Source organism: Sediminibacillus terrae (genome assembly GCF_009602435.1).
Lineage (GTDB): Bacteria > Bacillota > Bacilli > Bacillales > Amphibacillaceae > Sediminibacillus > Sediminibacillus terrae.
In genome coordinates this window covers 410,557-427,475 of record NZ_VZDQ01000011.1, presented here as the reverse complement: position 1 = coordinate 427,475, position 16,919 = coordinate 410,557, and the positions used below count along the sequence as shown (strand labels likewise).

At 43.6% G+C, this 16,919-nt stretch carries 19 protein-coding genes and 1 pseudogene; 17 read left to right on the top strand and 3 right to left on the bottom strand.

Annotation, left to right across the window (positions count from 1 at the left end):
* Window positions 1-7 precede the first annotated feature (7 nt).
* Window positions 8-721 (bottom strand): phosphoadenylyl-sulfate reductase, encoded by a 714-nt coding sequence (locus F6X55_RS04755; protein WP_026571558.1) that lies wholly within the window; start codon window positions 719-721, stop codon window positions 8-10.
* A gap of 290 nt (window positions 722-1,011) precedes the next feature.
* Here F6X55_RS04755 and F6X55_RS04750 point away from each other — a divergent pair, with 290 nt between their 5' ends.
* The 11 genes from F6X55_RS04750 to cidR all read left to right on the top strand — a co-directional run bounded on the left by F6X55_RS04750 (window position 1,012) and on the right by cidR (window position 9,198).
* Window positions 1,012-1,773, top strand: coding sequence for a phosphosulfolactate synthase (locus tag F6X55_RS04750; protein WP_026571557.1), 762 nt, complete (start codon window positions 1,012-1,014; stop codon window positions 1,771-1,773).
* Between the two features lie 710 nt (window positions 1,774-2,483).
* Complete coding sequence (locus F6X55_RS04745; protein ID WP_026571636.1) at window positions 2,484-2,882, top strand: VOC family protein; 399 nt, start codon at window positions 2,484-2,486, stop codon at window positions 2,880-2,882.
* Window positions 2,883-3,354: 472 nt separating this feature from the next.
* On the top strand, window positions 3,355-3,489 hold the full coding sequence (locus F6X55_RS20395; protein ID WP_153462406.1) for an ROK family protein: 135 nt from the start codon (window positions 3,355-3,357) through the stop codon (window positions 3,487-3,489).
* Window positions 3,490-3,645: 156 nt separating this feature from the next.
* The gene (locus F6X55_RS04730) at window positions 3,646-4,458 is read left to right on the top strand and encodes a hypothetical protein (protein WP_153462174.1); all 813 of its coding nucleotides are present in this window, start codon (window positions 3,646-3,648) and stop codon (window positions 4,456-4,458) included.
* Window positions 4,445-4,624: a hypothetical protein gene (locus tag F6X55_RS04725; protein ID WP_026571637.1), complete on the top strand. Its 180-nt coding sequence runs from the start codon at window positions 4,445-4,447 to the stop codon at window positions 4,622-4,624. The genes F6X55_RS04730 and F6X55_RS04725 overlap by 14 nt, the downstream gene beginning before the upstream one ends.
* A gap of 2 nt (window positions 4,625-4,626) precedes the next feature.
* Window positions 4,627-4,866, top strand: coding sequence for a hypothetical protein (locus tag F6X55_RS04720; RefSeq protein ID WP_026771674.1), 240 nt, complete (start codon window positions 4,627-4,629; stop codon window positions 4,864-4,866).
* Window positions 4,867-5,055: 189 nt separating this feature from the next.
* On the top strand, window positions 5,056-5,607 hold the full coding sequence (locus tag F6X55_RS04715; RefSeq protein WP_153462172.1) for a GNAT family N-acetyltransferase: 552 nt from the start codon (window positions 5,056-5,058) through the stop codon (window positions 5,605-5,607).
* 27 nt (window positions 5,608-5,634) lie between these two features.
* Window positions 5,635-6,447, top strand: a complete 813-nt coding sequence (locus tag F6X55_RS04710; RefSeq protein WP_153462170.1) for an alpha/beta fold hydrolase — start codon at window positions 5,635-5,637, stop codon at window positions 6,445-6,447.
* Window positions 6,448-6,477: 30 nt separating this feature from the next.
* Window positions 6,478-7,713 carry an MFS transporter gene (locus F6X55_RS04705; protein WP_153462168.1) on the top strand — a complete coding sequence of 412 codons (1,236 nt, stop codon included), beginning with the start codon at window positions 6,478-6,480 and terminating at the stop codon, window positions 7,711-7,713.
* 19 nt (window positions 7,714-7,732) lie between these two features.
* Window positions 7,733-8,278: a Rossmann-fold NAD(P)-binding domain-containing protein gene (locus F6X55_RS04700; RefSeq protein ID WP_153462166.1), complete on the top strand. Its 546-nt coding sequence runs from the start codon at window positions 7,733-7,735 to the stop codon at window positions 8,276-8,278.
* Window positions 8,279-8,301: 23 nt separating this feature from the next.
* The gene (cidR, locus tag F6X55_RS04695) at window positions 8,302-9,198 is read left to right on the top strand and encodes a cidABC operon transcriptional activator CidR (protein WP_153462404.1); all 897 of its coding nucleotides are present in this window, start codon (window positions 8,302-8,304) and stop codon (window positions 9,196-9,198) included.
* A 96-nt stretch (window positions 9,199-9,294) separates the two neighbouring features.
* Here cidR and F6X55_RS20170 read toward each other — a convergent pair.
* Window positions 9,295-9,622 (bottom strand): annotated as a pseudogene (locus F6X55_RS20170) (transposase); the annotation flags it as partial.
* 283 nt (window positions 9,623-9,905) lie between these two features.
* On the opposite strand from F6X55_RS20170, the gene F6X55_RS04690 reads away from it, so the two are divergent.
* Together F6X55_RS04690 and F6X55_RS04685 are read left to right on the top strand one after the other, a co-directional pair.
* Window positions 9,906-10,457, top strand: a complete 552-nt coding sequence (locus F6X55_RS04690; RefSeq protein ID WP_026571644.1) for an acyl-CoA thioesterase — start codon at window positions 9,906-9,908, stop codon at window positions 10,455-10,457.
* On the top strand, window positions 10,438-10,809 hold the full coding sequence (locus F6X55_RS04685) for a hypothetical protein (RefSeq protein WP_026571645.1): 372 nt from the start codon (window positions 10,438-10,440) through the stop codon (window positions 10,807-10,809). Before F6X55_RS04690 ends, F6X55_RS04685 begins: the two co-directional genes overlap by 20 nt.
* A gap of 295 nt (window positions 10,810-11,104) precedes the next feature.
* Here the strand turns inward: F6X55_RS04685 and dacB are convergent, their stop codons facing one another.
* A complete protein-coding gene (dacB, locus tag F6X55_RS04680) occupies window positions 11,105-12,601 on the bottom strand; it encodes a D-alanyl-D-alanine carboxypeptidase/D-alanyl-D-alanine endopeptidase (protein WP_153462402.1) in 1,497 nt (498 codons plus the stop codon).
* A gap of 263 nt (window positions 12,602-12,864) precedes the next feature.
* Here dacB and F6X55_RS04675 point away from each other — a divergent pair, with 263 nt between their 5' ends.
* The 4 genes from F6X55_RS04675 to opp4B all read left to right on the top strand — a co-directional run bounded on the left by F6X55_RS04675 (window position 12,865) and on the right by opp4B (window position 16,917).
* Window positions 12,865-13,653, top strand: a complete 789-nt coding sequence (locus tag F6X55_RS04675) for an alpha/beta hydrolase (RefSeq protein WP_153462164.1) — start codon at window positions 12,865-12,867, stop codon at window positions 13,651-13,653.
* A 376-nt stretch (window positions 13,654-14,029) separates the two neighbouring features.
* Window positions 14,030-15,037, top strand: coding sequence for an ABC transporter ATP-binding protein (locus tag F6X55_RS04670; RefSeq protein ID WP_153462162.1), 1,008 nt, complete (start codon window positions 14,030-14,032; stop codon window positions 15,035-15,037).
* Window positions 15,024-15,947: an ABC transporter ATP-binding protein gene (locus tag F6X55_RS04665; protein WP_026771664.1), complete on the top strand. Its 924-nt coding sequence runs from the start codon at window positions 15,024-15,026 to the stop codon at window positions 15,945-15,947. Before F6X55_RS04670 ends, F6X55_RS04665 begins: the two co-directional genes overlap by 14 nt.
* Before the next feature lie 7 nt (window positions 15,948-15,954).
* Window positions 15,955-16,917 carry an oligopeptide ABC transporter permease gene (opp4B, locus tag F6X55_RS04660; protein WP_153462160.1) on the top strand — a complete coding sequence of 321 codons (963 nt, stop codon included), beginning with the start codon at window positions 15,955-15,957 and terminating at the stop codon, window positions 16,915-16,917.
* The last annotated feature ends 2 nt before the right edge of the window (window positions 16,918-16,919 follow it).

The following is a 16,919-nucleotide window of genomic DNA, read 5'->3' as shown; positions in this document are numbered from 1 at the left end:
CCCCTAATCAGGCTTGATGAAGCCCACACTCTTTTTTGGAAAAATTCTTCCACCGCCCTGACCGGGAATCATGGTCGGATAGGACCTGCACGGTGCACTTCGAACAGCCGATGCTGGGATAATGCTGGTCATGCAGCTCGTTGTAAGGTAATTGGTTGAGCTTGATATAATTCCAAACATCCTCCCATGTCCAGTGGATCAATGGGCAAATTTTTATCTTACCGAATTTCTCGTCTTTATTTACATAGTCAACCATACTTCTGGAAGGGGATTGCTCGCGTCGCAGTCCGGATATCCATGCATCGACATCTTGCAGCTGCTGTTGCAGTGGTTCGATTTTTCTAATGTGGCAGCATAGATCAGGATTTTTTTCCCACAAGTTTTCACCGTGCTCGGCCGCTTGCTGTTCTAGTGTTAGGGCAGGCTTCGCCAAGATGAGGTCCAGCATCGGATATTTTTGCTTTACTTTTTCGATTAGTGAATAGGTTTCTGAAAAATGTAACCCTGTATCAAGAAATATCACTTTTGCTTCCGGTTTCACTTTCGAAATTAAATCAATCAGGACCATCCCCTCGGCACCGAAACTGCAAGCATAAGCAATCCGGTCTTCGTACGTGCGGTATGCCCACTTGATGACATCCATAAAGTCTTTCAATTGTAAATCAAGCTGTTGTTTTTTTCTTTCCTCCCAAGTTTCAAACGTTAATTTCTCTGTTTCCATTATGCTCCCTCCGCTTAGTCCTGAGTTGTTTTTAATAAAAAGGAAAGATCGATTCCCCTCTTTTCAGGCATTTGGGTGTTTGCCTCAAGGTAATTGTATTCAGATAGCTGGCTGATTGTTAAAAAGAGGCTGTCCCCTTCTGCCGGTGTAACGAAATTCATCTGGGCGAATATACATGTGATAGGCTGCAGGAGTTAAATAGAGAGAGGCAACAGCGGACGATAACGGGCAAGCGAAGTTCGTGTGCCGGAGACTGTGTAGAAATTCACGATTGGGCGGTGAATGGGAAATTGACAGAAACAAACTTGTTGTTACCGATGAGGGAGAGTAAGCCGAGAGAAAGCGGGATCACTGTGTTGATCGACAATGGAGCACCCTTCGAATCACTTAAGGCTACAGTAGATAATGCCGGTGAATATATCGATTTTATCAAATTCGGCTGGGGAACTTCTTTGCTATCGAAAAAATTGCCAGAAAAAATCAACTATTTAATCAGGAATGAAATTGATTATTTCTTCGGTGGAACCTTATTTGAAAAGTTTTTGAGTCAGAGAAAAGTAGAAGCTTTTTACGACCGTTGTCGGAATTTTAATTGCAATTATGTAGAGATTTCCAATGGAACACTTGCTATCCCCAATCATCAAAAAGCGGAGTATATACGGGAATTTTCCCGAGATTTTTCCGTTTTCAGCGAGGTTGGCACTAAGGATTCTTCAGAGGCTTTAAAGGAAGATTCCAAAGAATGGCTGACCAACATACACGAAGACATCGAAGCGGGAGCCGCTAAAGTCATCACCGAAGCAAGGGAATCCGGAAGCGGTGGTATTTGCGGGGAGGACGGCAGCATCCGTGGTGATATTTTTGATGAGATTGTCGCTGCCGGAATCCCGATGGAACGGCTCATATTCGAAGCACCGAACAAGTCGTTGCAAACCTTTTTCATCAAACAAATAGGACCCAACGTCAATTTGGCCAATGTTGCTTTAAGCGACGTGATAAGTTTAGAAACACTGCGTCTGGGTCTGCGTTCGGATACATTTCATTTATACTAGGGGCTTTCCGCAGATTGTTGATTACCATTTGATACAAACTGCGCACTAACTACAGGTGGAAATACCATTTCCTATGCAAAAAGCGTGTCAACTACCGCTTCGGTAGCATACTTCGCTTTCCGCGGGCACGGCTTCAGTTAACTTGGTAAAGAAAACCGCTTTACCAAGTGGATCTTCAGCTCGTGCTGTTCCCGCAGGAGTCTGCGTATACTACCTGCGCTAAGGAGCATGCTGCTTGTCGTAAGTATAGAGAATTTTCTTTGAGCCCAACAAGCCATCTTATAAACGGTTGTCAGAAAACATGTACTTCTCTTCATAAAAAGAAAGTTGGAATTCTGTATTTGCCCCTTCTCTTGAACTTTCTGCCTTGTTTTCCCAGCTATGTCCTTTGATGATGCGGTGCATGGAGTGGAGTATTAGGAATAAAAAATTTCGAGTACACGCGTTTCTAAACAGAAATCTGTTCCTAGCGAAGAAAATACCCGGAGACTCCAGCGGGAGGAAAGGCCTCGGTGAGATCCCGCAGAGCGTCAGCTCGAGGAAGCTCATCAGCCGCCCGCGGAAAGCGCAGGGTATTTCCGCAGCGCCGAACTCCCACTCAACGAATGTAGTTAGGAAGGGGCAATAAACAATGTGGTAGTTTATAGCTTTTGGGGAGAAAAAACATTCTTTTAGAAAATGGTTTACATTATAAAAACGAGGTGGAGGAAATGAGAGAAACGAACAAAGTTTTTCACTTAGCGATTCCGTGCAAGGAGTTGGACGAAACGGTTGAATTTTACGAGAAACTGGGTTGTAAACTGGCCAGAAGATACGATGACCGGGTCACTTTCGATTTTTTCGGTGATCAGGTTGTCTGCCATTTAAGTCCGAATAGCATTGATGAAAATCCTAAAATGTATCCAAGGCATTATGGAATAACTTTTTTGAATCGAGAAGAGTATGAACAGGCGCTGGATTATGCCATGAAGGAAAAGTTACCGTTTTACACGGAGCCGATGGTCAGATTTAAAGGGAAACAGGAAGAACACATGACATTCTTTCTAATCGACCCGGCCAACAATTTACTGGAGTTCAAATACTACCACGATTCTTCCATGGTTTATTAGTCCGCAGAACTACCCGGCTTACCCAAGCCGGGCTTTTGCATGGAATTCGGTTATGAAGCTCGTATTTTGGGTGTTGCAAGCTAGAAAAAAGTTTATCTCCTAATGAGGCTTGAAATGGAATGGTGGTTCAAAAAACTCTTCGGGTCAGAAAAGATAATGTTTGCAGGGAATCTGCATAGCGATGGCCTGATTTTATGATTGACTATTCTGCCAATTCAAATGAGAAAAATGGTATGATGGAAAAAGAAGATATTCTACAAGAATAGGTGGTCGAATGTCAGTGGTAGGTACGCTTTCCGCGGGCACCCGGAAATGGGCCATATACTTGTCTATACGCATGTGAACCACACTCGCCAGGACTCCTGTCTCTATCATGAACACTGCCTGGAAGGCAAGGCTTCTTGTCCGGCGATTGAAAGAAGGGCAGGGAGAAAGGCACAATCGCTAAAAAAGAGAAAATCCCACAAGGGAAATCGAAGCATATTACCTAGCTCAAGCATTGAATAATTATGCATTGATTTTAAGACCGTACAAAATAATACTTGGCGGCGGAGTGATGAATCAAACCCACTTATTTCCGCTAGCCGTAGGGCGTGTGCAGAATTGAATAATGAGTATGTTCCCGTACCGGCTTTAGAGCAATATATAATGTCCTCTGATCTGGGAAATCGGGCAGGCATAACTGGTTGTTTGCTGTTGCGTCTACTGTAGAAGTGGAAAAATAGCTGACGGAGCATAGCAGGTATGGAAAGGAGGGAGGAAGGTGAGCATTCCTCTAAAGGGGGATGAGTCGTTGTTGGAACAGGTTAAATGCCTGCAAGGAAAAGACTATTTGACGATAGAAGGAACGGAAGGGCTCACGGAGCGAAAGCTGATATGTCTCATTCAATTGCTGAAGAATCATCGGGAGTTGAGAAAAATCCCGACCATTACGATTCTTGTTGAAGGCAATGTCTCAGAGAACCTGGAAAGCGAATTAAGGAATGGACGCTTTTATTTGCATGACGAAGTTGTCTTTTATCAAAGAGGGCTTGAAGAATTTCCCGCTGTTCAGCAAGTATGGGACATACGCTCTTTGAATGAGTTGGACCAACAAGACTTCTTGAAGGTGTGGGAGAAGGTCATCTCTGGTTCTTTGAATGCGGCCTCCACGCTTTCAATGGAAAAACAGATGGACAGCGTCAAGGCTGAACTTGGAAATCGATATAAGGATTCCTGTCTCACAGTTTTTGAAGAAAAGAAACCAATCGGGGTAGTGATTCCCCATATCGAGCCCGGTACAGAAGCGGAGGGACGACTGTTTTATTTTGGGCTGGTTCCGGAAGAAAGAAACAAACGAAAAAGCAGGTTGCTGCACTTGCATGCTTTAGCAAGATTGAAGCATGATTTTCAAGCTGCGGTATATGTTGGGAGTACAAGTGTGAACAATCTTCCGATGAGAAAGGTTTTCGAGCGGAACGATTGTGAATGGACCAGCAAAAAACAGATTTATAAACGTACTATTTACTTGAAAAGAGAAATCTGCACTGAATATCAGATGATCACCAAAAGGGGGGAATCGATTGAATTCAAATAATATCTTGATTATACCAGCGGGATTGTTTATCGGGTTAGGCTTCGGCATATTGTTTCACAATCCGGCAGCCGGGATATTTATCGGTTTGGGTACGGGGTTTTTGATCCGCTTTGTACTTTCTTTATTTGAAAACAAACTAGCAAATAAAAATATCAGGGGAGATTAAATATGAAATTATTTCAGACTGTAAGGATTGTCCTCATCCTATTTGTCATCGGCTCTTCCACCATTAACCTACTGTCTGGCAGCGTTGACTCATTTCCGGTCACGATGCTTGCGGGAGCAGTTTTGCTTTTATTGAATGGAATTAGTGAACTTACCAGACACAATCCGACTAATTGGGGATACATGAGCTTAACAGCGTCTTTGTTTTTGTTAATCGTATCGATGGAAGGATTTTTAAATTAGATTCTTTGCATCTGTTGCTTTTCAGTCTTCCGATTTGGCATGGGATTAGACAGGACGCATGACTAGCTTGCTTTGTTGCTGTTTGAATGGAGCCGCTCATAGAGCAGTATTTTCCGAATGCGTAAAAACAGCACGCATCTTGCAAAGATTTTGCATTTTATTTCGTACTTAACAAAAGGAGAGACTTGATTGAAAAACACAATTACCACTACAAAACGACTAATCATCCGGCCGCTGGAAAATCCGGATTACGATAACTGGCTGACACAATTCAAAGCAAGACAACCGTCCAGGTATAAGTACGACCGCGGGAAAATCGATATGACCGAATGCACAGAAAATTGGTTTACAGCATTAGTGGAAAAACACCGGGCACTTGCAGCCGTGGATGATGCCTATATTTTCGGCATTTTTCGAAAAGCAGACGGAACGCATCTCGGAATGATTGACTTTTCCACCTATGAACGGGGTGCTTTTCAATGGGGAAGAATCGGCTACACGATTCATAATCAATTTTGGCGTAATGGTTATGGAAAAGAAGCGGTAAAGGCTGCCTTGCAGATGGCATTGACAGATTTGGGTTACCATCGGATTGAAGCGCATATTAACTTAGATAACAACCCGTCGATTAATCTCGCTGTCAGCTGTGGAATGGAATACGAATGTACAAGAAAAGGATTTATCTATGAATTTGATCAATGGACAGACAATCTTATTTATTATAAGAATGCTATAGGTTAGGACATTTTCTTTTTGGAGGAACGGCCAATGCCATATTGTTACATAGAAAATACTGCTGTTCATTATCAAATAAGGGGGCATGGCATTCCAGTGTTGATGCTTCATGGATTCGGGCCAGACTCAAGATTGATGAGCGGTTGCATGGAACCGATTTTTGAACGGAGGGATGGATACCAGCGGATTTATGTCGATCTCCCTGGGATGGGAAGGACCAGAGGAAGATCAGGAATTGGGAGTGCGGACGGCTTTTTAAAACTGATTCTTAAATTCATCGATGAAGTTATAACGGAAAAGCCATTTTTAGTAGCCGGGGAGTCTTACGGTGGGTACCTGGCCCGCGGACTGCTGGAATGTAGACAGAACCAAATAAAAGGTGCTGTGTTCATTTGTCCTGTCATATTTCCTGACAAGCAAAAGCGGACCTTGCCGGAAAAGATGCACGTTTCACGAGATGAAGTGTTCCTTCAATCACTCGATTATGAAGATAGGAAAGCTTTTGTAAGAGAAAACACGGTGCTTGATCGTCAAACATGGGTTCGTTTTCGTGAAGAAGTATTGGCGGGACTGCGGATGGCCGAAGAGGATTTCCTTATCGAAGTCCGGGACAACTATCGGTTTACTTTTCCGATTGACACGATGGCTTTTTCTGAGCCATGTCTGTTTTTATTGGGCAAGCAGGACGCAGTTGTCGGTTATAAGGATGCGTTCAAGCTGGATGAAATTTTTCCGCGAAGTACTTTTGTCGTATTGGATCGGGCAGGACACTATCTGCAAATCGAACAAGCTCAATTGTTTGAAGTACATATGAATGAATGGCTCGACAGGTTCGAGAAGATATAAGATAGCAGCCGGAACGGAGGGAGAAGAGGGATGCGAAAACAGAAGGCAAAATTAAACGCAACGCTTTTGCTGGCAGGGGTGGGAATTTCTTCATTTGGGGACTTTGTTTACTTGGTTGCTATCAATGTACTCGTTCTCCAGTTGACTGGGTCGGCGGCAGCCGTAGCAGGACTATGGATAATGGGCCCCGTCGCTTCTATTTTGACGAAATTCTGGTCTGGAAGCTTGATAGACCGGATGAACAAACGGAGGTTGATGATTCTTACGGATGTTTTTCGCGCTTTGTTGGTAGCTGTCATTCCGTTTATTGCCACTGTATGGCTTATATACTTCTGTTTGTTTTTCCTGTCTGTAGCCAAAGCATTTTTTGAACCGACTTCCGTTTCTTATATAACCGGAGTGATACCAAAACAGCAGCGGAAACGATTCAATTCATTCCGCAGTCTCGTCACCTCCGGCGCTTTTTTAGTCGGACCTGCCATTGCTGGTGTGCTGCTTATGGTGACATCTGCCAGTATCGCTATCTGGATCAATGCTGTATCTTTCTTGTTTTCCGCCATTCTTCTTAGCTGGCTGCCCAATTTGGATGTGGAGGATGATACTTCAAGAACGTTTTCTTGGAAACTTCTAAGAGAGGATTGGCATCAAGTCATCGATTTTAGTAAAAATCATCAGTACGTCATGCTGGTTTATTTAGTTGCCCAGTTGTTCATGGTGGCAGCGTTAGGAATGGATGCGCAGGAAGTTGTTTTTACTCAGCGGGTGCTCGGTTTGACAGAGGCAGATTTCGGATTGCTTATCAGTATAACCGGAGCTGGTTCTATTGCCGGGGCAGCCACTATAACGATTCTTGCAAAGAAACTGTCAATCCGGCTATTGGTTGCCAGCGGCTATTTACTAGTTGCAGCGGGTTATTTAATTTATGCTTTTTCCTTCTCCTTCTGGTCGGTAGCTACTGGATTTATTATTCTCGGATTCTTTAATGCTTTTTCGTCTACGGGTCTCCTGACGTTTTACCAAAATAATGTGCCATTATCCATCATGGGGAGAATCAGCAGTGTGTACGGTAGCTTGCAAAGCCTGCTGCAAATCTTGTTTATCTTGTTGATCGGTTTTACCGGGGACTTGGTACCGTTACGTTATAGTATTATTGCGGGTTCCTTGTTGATTGCAGCTTTGAGTGTCATACTTACGGTATTGGTTTATCAGCCTTCCAGGAGTCGGCATTTTGCGGAAGAATCAGAAACACTAGAGCAAGCCCATTAAGTAACAGGAGGCTGATTGGATGAATGAAAACCATGTTCTGGTCATCGGTGGTACAGGTATGTTGTCAAAAGTGTCAATATGGCTGGCGGATCATCATGCACAAGTTTCCGTGATTGGCAGGACGCAGGAGAAACATAGCGACTTGATGAAGATGGCTGGTGATCCGGCACGACTTAACAATATCGCAGTAGATTATTATAATTTGGACGCTTTGGAGACAGAACTGAAGCGAGCTATGGACAAGCATGGGCCGATCAATTTGGCAGTCTGCTGGTCGCCTTTTTACCCTGCCGTGGAACGAATCAGCCGGGTAATCACCGAACGGTCAGACAGATGGCGGCTTTACCATGTGAAAGGAAGTAGACGTTACTTTGAAGATGAACCATTAAGCGTGTCTGCATCCTGTCAATATCGAAGTATTTACTTGGGATTTGTCATGACTGGAAATGGATCAAGATGGCTGACACACGCTGAAATAGCTGCTGGTATTATAGAAAGCGTGAAGAATGATGAAGATGGAGCTGTCGTCGGGACGGTCCATCCATATGAGAAACGTCCTTGTTGAATGGTGGAAGAGAGGTGCATATGATGGATATCAGGCATTTAAAATACTTTATAGAAGTTTGTCAGTACAACAGTTTTACTCGGGCCGCGGATCATTTGTATGTGACGCAGCCTACCATCAGTAAGATGATAAAAAATCTTGAAGCGGAGCTGGGTGTAGAGCTTTTTGATCGGTCAAAAAAGCAGTTGGAATTGACGGATGCTGGAAGAATCATACTCGAACAAGCCCATACAATCGATAAGGCATTTGACAATTTACAAACAGAACTTGACGATTTACTGGGATTGCAAAAAGGGCATATTCGTATCGGTTTGCCCCCGATTATGGATGCCGATAAATTTATTCGTATTTTAGGAGACTTTCATCAGCTTTATCCACAGATAACATTTCAGCTTATCGAAAACGGGACAAAAAAAATCGAAGAAGATATTTATCATGATGAATTGGATGTGGGAATAACCGTGTTGCCTACAATGGAAGATGAATTCCATTACTTTTCTTTCATGAAAGAAGAGTTGCGGGTAGTAGTCCCTGAATCCCATTCGCTTGCTTCCAGAAAACAAGTGAAATTGGAAGAATTGAAGGAACAGCAATTTATATTGTTCAATAAAGATTTTGCGTTGAATGATCAAATTTCAGAGGCTTGTAGAAATGCAGGATTTATCCCCCGGGTCGTTGCTGAAAGCTCCCAATGGGATTTTATCGGAAAAATGATCGCGACCGATTTGGGGATCTGTATCCTGCCTTATAGTGTTTCCCAACTCTTAAAAGAAAAGGTGTGGACAATAAAAATAGTAAAACCGACGATTGAGTGGGATTTGGCGGTAATATGGAGGAAAAATCATTACTTATCGTATGCGACCAGGGAGTGGCTTGAGTACACCCAAGAACGCTTGACTTTAGGAAACACCTCGACATGAGGCCACTAAAATATAGAAGTTTTATGATAGGTAGCATTTTAAAAAAGCGGTCAGTGCGGAATTAAATTTCCCCACTGACCGCTTTTCGTCTGATTTTTAGAGCATTAGTTTAACGATTCGTTTTACGTTTGCCGTGAAAATCGCCATAGCACCTTGAAGGCGCATGCCTGCGAGACCCGGTGATGAGGCGGCCTCATATCCGTGTTCTATGCTTCAATTCGCTATTTTTAGCTTCAATCCTATATCGTTCCTTCGCACTTTTTTTAAAGGTATCACTGTTTTGAAAGGTGAGTTGATCGATATGTTCTTCGGATTTTAAGCTGACCGAATAACTTTTGGTTTTGGCATCAGGTTTATAACACCCTTTCTGAAGAGGACAACGTTTACGCTTTTCGACATCAAAATAGTGGGTTTCTAGCTGATTTTGAGGTTGAGCCTAGGATGGAGGCGGCATAGCTAATAAGCGCAGAACTAAGTACAGCTGATCGTCTGTCAAAAGCTGTGAATTGTCCGATTTTCCCTGAAGTTGGAAGAAAGGCGCATTTATTTTTCTAATGCGTTTTGCCAAAACCATACTTTTCCTCCATAGGTTGAAGCGATTACATAGATAAAATCTATCCTTTCAATAAAAAATATCCATTTTACGAATCCTTTCCGGCAGTTTTACACTCAGTATGTACACAAAAAACGAAGGAAGGATCGATCAAATGGTTGATGCAAAGAATCCAAAGGAAAGTTTGATAGTCAATACGGATCAAGTAATGATTAATGATTTGAACAATTACAATACGTTGTTCGGTGGAGTGCTAATGAAAAAACTGGATAACAATGCTACATTATCGGCAAGACGCCATGCCAGGGTTAAAGAATGTGTGACAGCTTCGACAGATTCTATTGATTTCTTGCATCCGATTCATCAGACTGATTCGGTTTGTGTAGAATCCTTTGTTTCTTACACAGGGAATAAATCCATGGAAATTTTTTGCAAGGTGATTGCAGAGGATATGCTTACAGGTGAACGTCGCATTGCAGCAACGGCATTTTTAACGTTTGTAGCTTTAGATGAAAATAAAAAACCGATTAAAGTACCTGAAATCATTCCCGAAACCGAGGAAGAAATTTTCCTTTACGAGTCAGGTAAAGAGCGTGCAGAAATCCGGAGACAACGTAGAAAGCATAGCAAGGAACTAACGGAAAAAATCGGCATACTTAAGCCTTGGGAAAGAGGAGAGAAGATACATGACCAAGAAATTAGCTAGTCTATCAGAAATTTATCAGGCTAAAGAGGATATAGAACACTTAAAACAGCAAAAGCCGGAGCTTTATGAACACCTTCTTCACGTAGTGAGCCTGACAAGACAGCTGCAGATCAAATACGGGTATTTGGGTTCCTTGTTGATGGAGGAGACACCAAAATATCAACCGGAATTTGTGAGGGAATCCGTTCTCAGCTTGTATCTGGAAGAAGTAGAAAAACTTAAAAACCGGGCGGATATTAATTTGGTAAAAGATATTATCGAAAGGCATCGGCAGGTCAGCGAGTCAAAAATATGTCTGCTTCTACTTGGAGCGAAACCAGAACTGCTCCAAGGTTCGACTATTATGAAGTAAGGATGGGGCGGATCACAAAGGGCGATTTTAATTGGAAAATGCGAAAAAGCAGAATATAAATTTTGGAGTGTTGCTATCTGCAGTGCTTCCCCATGGAGGTTTTAAGACAATCCTCTGTGTGGCAAAATGCCATACTGAGGATTGCCTTAAGCTTACACTAGAGAATTTCTGGAATGTTAACAGGCAAAAAGTCTATGCAGCGAAAGTGCAGAGAGGAATTGAAGGGCGGCTATGCCTCCGCCGCCAACCGGCCGCTTTCTGACCAGGATGAGAAAAGTACTCTTGCAAGCCATAATCAGAATTCATGCTTTGCCAACGTTATGGCAATCTCGTCTTCGATTGCGGTGATTCCAGAACTGGAACCTAGATAATTATTGATCAGGACGGCAAAGATCAATTTTTCTCCGTCTTTGGCAGTGACATAGCCAGACAGTGTTGAAACGCTGTTCAGTGAACCGGTCTTTGCTTTAACGTTTCCCTTTGCAGGATCTTCTTTCATCCGATTACGGAGGGTTCCCCCGACCAGGCGGTCGGAAATGCCGGCAATAGGAAGAGATTGTTCCCAGACCGGAAACCAAGGTTTCTCCTGTGCGTGGTATAATAACTGGGACAGACTATTGGCAGGGATATAGGTTTTATGAGACATACCGGAGCCGTCACGCAATTGGATGGTGCCGGTGTCTACCCCCAATTCTTTCGCAACCGACTTGGTCACTTGCAAGCCTTTATCCCAGCTTCCTTCACCATGCTCTACTTTGCCCATTTCTTTCGTCAACATCTCTCCATGTCCATTGTTGCTTAATTTCATAAAGGGGATTAACAGCTCTTTCAGTGGCATTGATTTCTTTTCAGCAAGCCTCTTTGCCTGTTTAGGGGTTTGATGGAAACCAATATCGGTTTTTCCGATAAAAGAAATGCCCTCTTCCGCCAGGATTCGTTTGAAAACATTCAAAGCATAACCTGTGGGTTCCCATACAGAGGACCACGATTTAGATGGCGATCCGTTTAATGGCATGCTGCCCTCAATAACGATTTCGTTCGTGCCATGCTGACGGATGATGGAAATATCCTTTGTTTCCTTTTCAGCGACCATCTTTGTCTGATTGTTGATCGTTATGTAATCATTCTCAGGTGTCAATCGGATGTTGGCTGGCTCTCCGACCTGATCAGAAGGGGTTACTTCGACAATGACCGTTCCGGCATCAAAATCGGAATCAGGTGACAACGTAAGTGCGGATACCTGGGCTCCGGTGTAGTAGGGTTCATCCGACCAATTCAAATCTTCAGATAAACGTACGTCATCATACCACGTATCATCCCCGACGAGCTTGCCTTTAATTTTGTGAATGCCTTGATTCTGCAACGCTGCTGCGAATTGCCTTAAGTCTTCCTCCATCAATGTCGGGTCCCCTTTTCCCTTGAGATAGAGGTTGCCGTGTAGCACTTTGCCTTTTACTGATCCGTCCGTCCATACTTCGGTCGTGAATCGATAGTCCGGTCCCAGTGTGTCCAAAGCGGCGGCACTCGTCAATAATTTCATGTTGGAAGCAGGACGTAAACGTGTATTCCCATTGTGTGAATATATCTGTTCGCCGGTTTTGGCTTTCCGGACGCTGACTCCTGTCACAGTACCGGCGAGTTTATTATCTGCCAGAATTTCGTCCAATTTTTGTTTTAATGTCTTTGTCTCTGTTGTTTGGCTTGAGGGCGGATCTTCCGAAGCAGTAAGCTGAAAGTTCATCGTTTGTCCGGCTAACGGAAGGAAGAGAAGCATTGCGAAAACGAGCAGCATTAAGGTACGCTTTTTAATGATAGACAAACTTGCACATCCTCTCTTAAATGTTTGAATAGTTAAATAATAATGGAATTACATCCTGATTTGGTGTTTTTTTCGGAAATCAAGCCCCATTACCCACTTGGATGGAAGCTTATATGGCTTTTAGAGCAGGATCTTAGTCGGTGCCTTTATCCAGCCTATTTAAAAAGTGTAGGAAAAAGAAGTATTTTCTATACAAGAGCAGACAGGAAATATAAATACAAAAAGGAGAGAAGGCGTTGGAAAAGAAAAAGGATTATTTTTCCCATACAGAACAGGTCGAAATCGTATCCGGAAACAATGAACATTTCCGGCTGATGGTGAGCGTACCCAATCAAGAAGTACCGGAGGAGGGATTTCCTGTGCTTTATGTGTTGGACGGAAATGCTTTCTTCCAAACGATTCGTGAAATGGCTCGTGTCCAATCGCATAAGCCGGATAAAACTGGTGTTTCACCACTGGTCATAGTCGGCCTCGGGCATCCGACAGAAAAGGACTTTGATCCAGCATACCGAATCCGAGATTATACTTTCCCGATTAAAAACGGAAAAGTTCCTCCTCAGTTTTCCGACTATGAAAATGGACAGGCAGAAGCTTTTGCGAATTTTATTGAGTCAGAAGTAAAACCAATGATTTCAGAGCATGTATCTATTAATACACGGAAGCAGGCACTGTTCGGCCACTCTCTCGGAGGGTTGTTCGTCCTTTATTCGCTTTTAAACTATCCTGGTTCATTTCAGCGCTATGTCGCATGCAGCCCGTCGGTATGGTGGGATGATCGGGGGATTTTCCGCTATTTGGAAGAGTGGGATAAAGGCAAAAAACAAACAAGAGCAGGTACGGGGGTTTTTCTGGCAGCGGGTTCGTTGGAAAGGGATTTCATGCGGGAAGACGTCAGGCGGCTGGCAGATACCTTTGCTAGGTTATCCCCTTCCTTGTTTTCCGTCTATCATGAGGCGGAAGGGGAAAATCACATATCGGTGGTCCATAATGTCATGAGCAAGGTTCTCAGGTTTGTTTCCTCCTGAAGGCTAGGGGTTGTAATAGAACCATTGGACCGTTACAAAAGCCCCGGGAAAGGGGGTGGAAACAAGAATTTTCCTTCTTTTGGTCCCTTTCTCGTGTCCTCTTTTTTTTATAAAATGAACATACTTCTTCACATAGACCAACATATGCGTATGCATTACCTCATTTGAGCTTTTCTTAAAAATTCCCTATCCACAGTGATTATATCAAACAATAATATTGTTAATTTTCCGAAAAATCAAAAAATAGCTTGTTTTCTTGAAGTCCATCCCATATAATTAATCTTGTCACTCTTTATATCCTTTATTTTCTATTTATGATAAAAAAAGTAATTTATTGTTTTTCATTTTTATCCATGAGATACGGGGAGGGAGAATATTGGCTGATACGTTACTCGAGATTCAGCATTTAAACACGTCTTTTCGAATCCATGATGATTATTATGCTGCAGTAGACGATGTGACGTTGACGGTTAACAAAAATGAAGTGTTGGCAATTGTCGGTGAATCAGGCTCAGGTAAAAGTGCTCTGGCTTTTTCCATCATGGGGTTGCACAATCGGGCAAAAATAGAAGGCAGTATATTATTTAAAGAGCAAGAACTGGTTGGGTTGCCGTATAGCAAGCTTAATCAGCTCCGTGGTGACCAACTTTCCATGATTTTTCAGGACCCGTTGACGGCTTTGAACCCCCTCATGAATATTGGAGATCAAATAGGGGAAGCCATTCTGCTCCACCAGAAAAAACTTACCAAAAAAAAGCGGAAAGAAAGAGTGATCGATTTACTGAATCAAGTGGGCATTCCCCGCCCGGAACAAATCTGTGAACAATTCCCCCATCAATTGTCAGGGGGGATGAGACAGCGGGTGATCATTGCCATCGCCATAGCCAACAGACCGGAATTGCTGATAGCCGATGAGCCGACAACAGCGTTGGATGTAACCATCCAGGCGCAAATTTTAGATTTGATCAGAGAATTAAAAGAAAACATGCATGCCGGAATCATTCTGATTACCCATGATCTTGGGGTGGTGGCTGAAATGGCGGACAGGGTCGCTGTGATGTATGCAGGCCAGATAGTGGAGCTGGCAGACGTCCATACGTTATTTGAAAAGCCGCTCCATCCTTATACCCGATCGCTTTTGCATTCGGTTCCGAATGAAGGACAGGATAAGCTGCATGTCATTCAAGGTATTGTTCCATCGCTCCAGCATCTGCCAAGACGGGGTTGCAGGTTTGCAGAACGTATCCCGTGGCTGGATGGTTCGGCACATGAAGAGCAACCGGAACTTCATGAAGTGGAGCCAGAACATTTCGTGCGATGCACGTGTTATCGCCATTTCCATTTCCCGGCGGAAAGGGAGGGATGGACGCATGGCATTTCTTGAAGTGAAAAATTTGAAAGTCCATTTCCCGGTCCGGGGTGGGTTGTTCAATCGAAAAATCGGCGCTGTGAAAGCAGTGGACGGTGTATCTTTTACAATTGAACAAGGGAAAACCTACGGATTGGTGGGGGAATCAGGATCAGGAAAAACAACTACCGGACGGGCGATCATCGGTTTGAACAAAATAACGGAGGGACAGGTGATTTTCGAGGGAGAAGGTTTAACGGGGAAAAATCCCAGGCGAAAAAAAGATGTTCAAATGATCTTCCAAGACCCTTACTCCTCTTTGAACCCGAGGAAGCGTGTGCTGGATATTATCGCCGAACCGCTTCGGAACTATGAGAACCTGACCAAACAGGACGAGCTGGAACAAGTGATTCAACTTTTAAAAAGGGTGGGACTAAGCGAGGACAGCATCTGGAAATACCCTCATGAATTTTCAGGTGGTCAGCGGCAGAGAATCGGAATTGCCCGGGCGATAGCATTGAAACCGAAACTTATCATAGCCGATGAACCCGTTTCCGCTCTTGATGTATCGGTCCAGGCTCAAGTACTGAACTTTATGCAGGAGATCCAGGAGGAATTGAACCTTACATATTTGTTTATCAGCCATGACTTGGGGATTGTCAAGCATATGAGTGACCGGATCGGAATTATGTACAAGGGCCGTTTTGTCGAAGAGGGGACAACGGGAGAGATATTCAATAGTCCACAGCACATATACACAAAACGGCTGGTGGCGGCGATACCGGATATCGATCCGAAAAAAAGGTCTCTTCAAAAGCGTCTGCGCCAGGAAGTACAGGCCGAATACACACGTTCTTACCATGATTATTTTGATGAACAAGGGCTTGTCTATGATTTGCGCAACATCTCTGATTCCCACCTAGCAGCATTGCCGGAGAAAGGTTGAGGATCTTATGTGGAAATTCATTGTTAGAAGGTTGCTCATTACGATGCCACAAGTTTTATTGCTGAGTGTCCTGGTATTCCTTATGGCTCAGATGATGCCCGGTGACGCTCTCTCTGGACAAATTGATCCGAATATCGATCCAGCAGCCATCGAGGCGCAACGTGAAAAACTTGGCTTGAACAATCCTTGGTATGTGCAGTATGTGGATTGGGTGGGTTCCGCGCTTCATGGAGATCTCGGTCAGTCTTTCCGTCATAAAATGCCAGTGACGGATTTGATTGGACAGCGGCTTGCCAATACTTTTTGGCTTGCTGTTGCAACCCTGATTCTTACCTATCTAATTGCAATCCCTCTTGGCATTACAAGCGGGAGATACAATGACACACTTCGCGACCAGTTGATCACAGGCTATACCTACATTGGCTTTGCTACTCCGTTATTCATATTTGCTTTGGTATCTCTTTGGGTTTTCGGGTTCAAGCTGGAATGGTTTCCGACGGGAGGCAGCGTGGCACCGGGACTTGAGCCAGGAACCTTCCCTTATATTGTGAGTAAACTGCAGCACCTATTATTGCCGGCTCTGTCCATGGCTTTGATCACCACAGTGAATACTGTCCAATATTTACGCAGTGAAATAATCGATACCAAACAAAAAGATTTCATTATCACAGCAAGAGCGAAAGGGGCTCCGGAGTCCCGGGTCTATAATCGTCATATCTTGCGTAATTCTCTGCTTCCGCTTGCGGCATTCCTCGGTTTTGAAATCACTGGTTTGATTGGAGGAACGATATTCGTCGAAACCATTTACAGTTACCCGGGAATGGGATTGTTATTCATGGATTCTATCGCGCTACGGGATTATAGCGTGGTCACTTCGGTCGTGTTGCTGCTGGGTGTGGTTTCCATCTTAGGTGTGCTGCTGTCGGATATCATTTTAAGCATTGTAGATCCCAGAATCCGTATTAAATAAAT